Below are 3824 nucleotides of genomic sequence, written 5' to 3' on the forward strand. Positions count from 1 at the left end.
GTCGCCTGGGGCGGATGCGTCGAGAGCCGGCCCGCGCCCTACGACGTCGAGGACTCCCCCGCGAGCCAGGGCACCCCCGACAGTCTGTTCGTACCCTATTTCGCCCCCGACGAGTCGGACAAGGACAGCAACACGGCGAACGACTACCTCGACGACTACAGTGATATCCTCAGCCAGTATTTCGTTACCGGCGACCGCAAGCGCCAGGGTCAGACGGCCAAGTACGGCACCCCCTGGAAGGTTTCGCGGTCGGACAGGGGTAGGACCGGTTACCTCTACGGCCCGAACGCGGGCTGCGAGCTCCAGCCCATCACCCCGCTGACCACCTCGAAGGCCACGGTCACCGCGGCCATCGCGAGCATGAGCGTGATCGGGGACACCAACGTCGCCCTCGGGCTTGCCTGGGGCTGGCATGTCCTCTCGCCGACCGGCCCCCTGGTCAGGGGTGCGCCCTATACGGATACCACCACGCGCAAGTTCGCCGTGGTGATGACGGACGGGCAGAACACCAGCGCCTACCGGCCCAACAGCAACGAGTCGGTCTATTCGGGCATCGGCTACATCTGGGCCAATCGCCTCGGCACGACGTCGTCGGACATCGCGATCCGCACCCGCGCCATCGACGAGCGGCTGGCCCTGCTCTGCTCCAACATGAAGAGCGCCGGCATCCAGATCTTCACGGTCCGGGTCGAGGTCACCGAAGGCACGAGCGACCTGCTACGCAACTGCGCCAGCAACCCGTCCATGTTCTACGACGTATCCGATTCCGGAAATCTGACGGCCACCTTCCGGGCGATCGGAGCCCAGATCAGCGAATTGAGGATCTCGCGGTGACGCGCGCCGTCACGGGGCGTCGTCCCTGGCGCCGTCTGCGCGGCGCCCTCCGCCGCTTTCGGTCCGGGCGGGACGGGGCCACCGCCGTGGAGTTCGCCATGGTGGGAATGCCCTTCTTCGCTCTCGTCTGTGCCCTGTTCGAGGCCGGCCTCCTGTTGCTCTCCCAGCAGACCCTCGACAACGCCCTCGACTATGCCGCCCGGACCGTGTTCACGGGCGCCTTCCAGGAGGGCTACGACGGAACGCCGGCGGCGGACCGGCTGCGCAAGGCGGTCTGTTCCCAGGTCACGATCTTTCCGTGCACCGATGTCCTGATCGATGTCGCAACCGCGTCGAGCTTCGCGGCTCGCTCCGTCGCCAACCCCTACGATGCCGCGACGAAGGGCGTCGCGGCCGGTTTCGGGAAGACGTTCCAGTGCCCGTCGGGCAACGACGTCGTCACCGTGCGGGCGGCCGTCGTGGTGCCGCGCTATTTCGGGTTCCTCGACACCGACGCCTTGGCCATCGGCACGGCCGCGCGCCTCGTGGTCTCGACGGTGATCTTCCGGGCCGAGCCCTATGCCACGGGCAAGTGCTGAGCATGGACAAGTGCTGAGCATGGACGAGGACTAACCCCATGCGCATCCCGCTCCCGCTCCGGCGCCTCGGCAACGCGGACGGCATCGCCGCCGTCGAGTTCGCCCTGGTGGCCCCGGTCCTCATCCTGCTCCTCATGGGGACCGTCGAGTTTCCCCGCGCCTACGGCATCAGCCAGGGTCTGGAGAAGGCCGCGCGGACCATGGCGGACCTGATTTCGCGCGGCAGCCTCAACAGCGTTGACGACGTCTACGCCGCCGGCGGCGCGGTGACCTTCCCGTACGACACCTCGGCCGCCCGGATCGTCCTCACGGCCGTCGGCGTCTACGCCAAGGGCCAGGGCCTCGTGGCCCGCGTCTGCTCGACGGCCGCCCGGAACGACACGGCCCCCGCCGTGGATTCCGAACTCGGCGATCCGATCCCCTCAGAAGCCAAGGCGGGTGCGCGCTACGTCACGGCCAAGGTCACGTACCGCTACCTTCCCGTCTTCGGCATCTTTCCCGGGCTGGATCAGCTCACCTTCACCAAGACGGTCTCCTGGCCGGTGCGGGGCACCGGCGCCGCCAGCCTCGCCGAAACGGTCCTGCCGGGCGGAAAGGCCTGCAAGGCCACCTGATGGGGGCAGCTCCGCGTCGTTACGCACAGCTCGCCCTGTATTTATAATGCTGTCATGCTGCAGCATGACAGCATGGTAGCGCGACTCACTCTACGTAAGTCTCGTGTTTTGTGACGGAATTTCTCCGTGCCGGCAGGCGGTCCGGCCGCTCGCGAGCGAGGATCGGCACACACGGGATGATGATTGCCCCGGCCCGGAACTGGGTTCGGGAGCGGAGGTTCTGATTTTATGGCGCGACACCGCGAAAGGCCTGCTGCGATGACCAAGCTCTTCCTCGGTACAAGCATGACCCTCGGCCTCATGCTGAGCATCAGCACGGCAACGATGGCATCTCCCGGCGACGGTCTTGATCGTGACGCGGCGCGGACGGGCAACAGCAACATGGGCGAGATGCACCGCAACGCGGCGGGCGGCAGCATGATGGGCCGCTCCATGCGGAGCACACGGATGATGAAGAACCGGCGTCCCCATCGTCATCACCGCTGATCGCCTGAACGCCGGTTCAGGGTCGCACCGAGGCGTGCCCGGGCCCGGGAAGGAGATCGCGCTTTGGACCGCTCCATCGCCGTAGTGTCGATCACATGCGCGATGCCGAGCGGCCGCTTCGTCGTACGATCCACCCGGGTTGTCGGATGGGGTGCGAAGCCTCTGTTCGATGGACCAGTTCCATCGCGTCCCTCCCATCTGGTAGCGAGCGCCAAGGGCCCTACGGTCCTAAAGCTTTCCCTGGCAAAGGTTTTTCAGGCTCTACAGCATAAGAGCATTTTAGCACTACACCGCTACAGCGTTGATAGATGACAGCGTTTTGATGCTGTAGCGCTACAGCTCTCTGATGCCACACCATGATAGCGTCTTCACGCTGTCCCGCTTTGCCGCTACAGCAGGATAGCACGACAGGATCGCGATGCGCACCATCACGCTTGTCACCCAGAAGGGTGGCGCCGGGAAAACCACGATTGCCGCCTCCCTGGCCGTCGCGGCCGCACAGGCCGGCGAAAAGGTGATCGCCCTCGACCTCGACCCGCAGGGGTCCCTCGCCGCCTGGGGCGATACGCGTTCCGTCGAAGAACCGGCCGTCGATCGAATCGGGCCGGACAATCTCGCGAACCTGCCGGCGATCCTGAAGGCCCTCGCAGCCGAGGGCTACACCCTGGCGATCCTCGACACGGCCGGCATCGCCTCCACCGGCGGCAACCTGGCGATGCAGGCAGCGGACCTCGCCCTGATCCCGGCGCGCCCGTCCCGGCTCGATCTTCAGGCCACCATGCCGACCATCGAGGCCCTGATGCGCCTCGAGATGCGCGAGCGCTTCGCTTTCATCCTGAACCAATGCCCGGCCGGACGCAGCTCCCGCGCTACGGAAGCCGCGAACGGCCTCGGGATGTTCGGCGTGCTGGCGGAACCGATGCTGACCCAACGAGCCGATCATCAGGATGCCCTCGCGGCCGGGCAGGGCGTCACCGAGTATGCCCGCGACGGCAAGGCCGCCGACGAAATCCGAGCCCTCTGGATTTGGGCCGCACGCAAGATGAAAGGCACCAAGACATGATGGAGTCTCCGGCATGACCAAGCGTCCGTCCATCATCGGCGGCCTGAATCTTCCCGGGACCGAAGCCCGCGCGGCGATCGCCGACCGGCCTCCGGAGGCGCAGGCTCCCGCGAAGCCGGCGTCGCGCAAGGCCCGGCCCGACATCGTTCATACCTCCGTCTACCTGCCGCGTGAGGTCCATCGTCGCCTGCGGGAGATCGCATTCACCCGCGACGTGAAGATCCACGACGTCATCATGGAGGGGATCGA

General features: G+C 66.5%; 5 protein-coding genes and 1 pseudogene. All 6 read left to right on the forward strand.

The window, feature by feature from the left end; genetic code table 11:
* Positions 1–834 (forward strand): annotated as a pseudogene (locus K2X24_RS05675) (VWA domain-containing protein); the annotation flags it as partial.
* Positions 831–1412, forward strand: a complete 582-nt coding sequence (locus K2X24_RS05680; protein WP_292495528.1) for a TadE/TadG family type IV pilus assembly protein — start codon at positions 831–833, stop codon at positions 1410–1412. The pseudogene K2X24_RS05675 and the gene K2X24_RS05680, both read left to right, overlap by 4 nt.
* 38 nt (positions 1413–1450) lie before the next feature.
* Entirely contained in the window at positions 1451–2026 is a 576-nt protein-coding gene (locus K2X24_RS05685; protein WP_292495530.1) for a TadE/TadG family type IV pilus assembly protein, read from the forward strand.
* 258 nt (positions 2027–2284) lie between these two features.
* Positions 2285–2512, forward strand: a complete 228-nt coding sequence (locus K2X24_RS05690; protein ID WP_292495532.1) for a hypothetical protein — start codon at positions 2285–2287, stop codon at positions 2510–2512.
* Positions 2513–2930: 418 nt separating this feature from the next.
* On the forward strand, positions 2931–3575 hold the full coding sequence (locus K2X24_RS05695) for an AAA family ATPase (RefSeq protein ID WP_292495535.1): 645 nt from the start codon (positions 2931–2933) through the stop codon (positions 3573–3575).
* 13 nt (positions 3576–3588) lie between these two features.
* Positions 3589–3824, forward strand: a 236-nt coding sequence (locus tag K2X24_RS05700; protein WP_292495537.1) for a hypothetical protein, incomplete at its 3' end; no start/stop codon positions are given.

Source organism: Methylobacterium sp., assembly GCF_019750675.1.
In the GTDB taxonomy this organism is placed as follows: domain Bacteria; phylum Pseudomonadota; class Alphaproteobacteria; order Rhizobiales; family Beijerinckiaceae; genus Methylobacterium.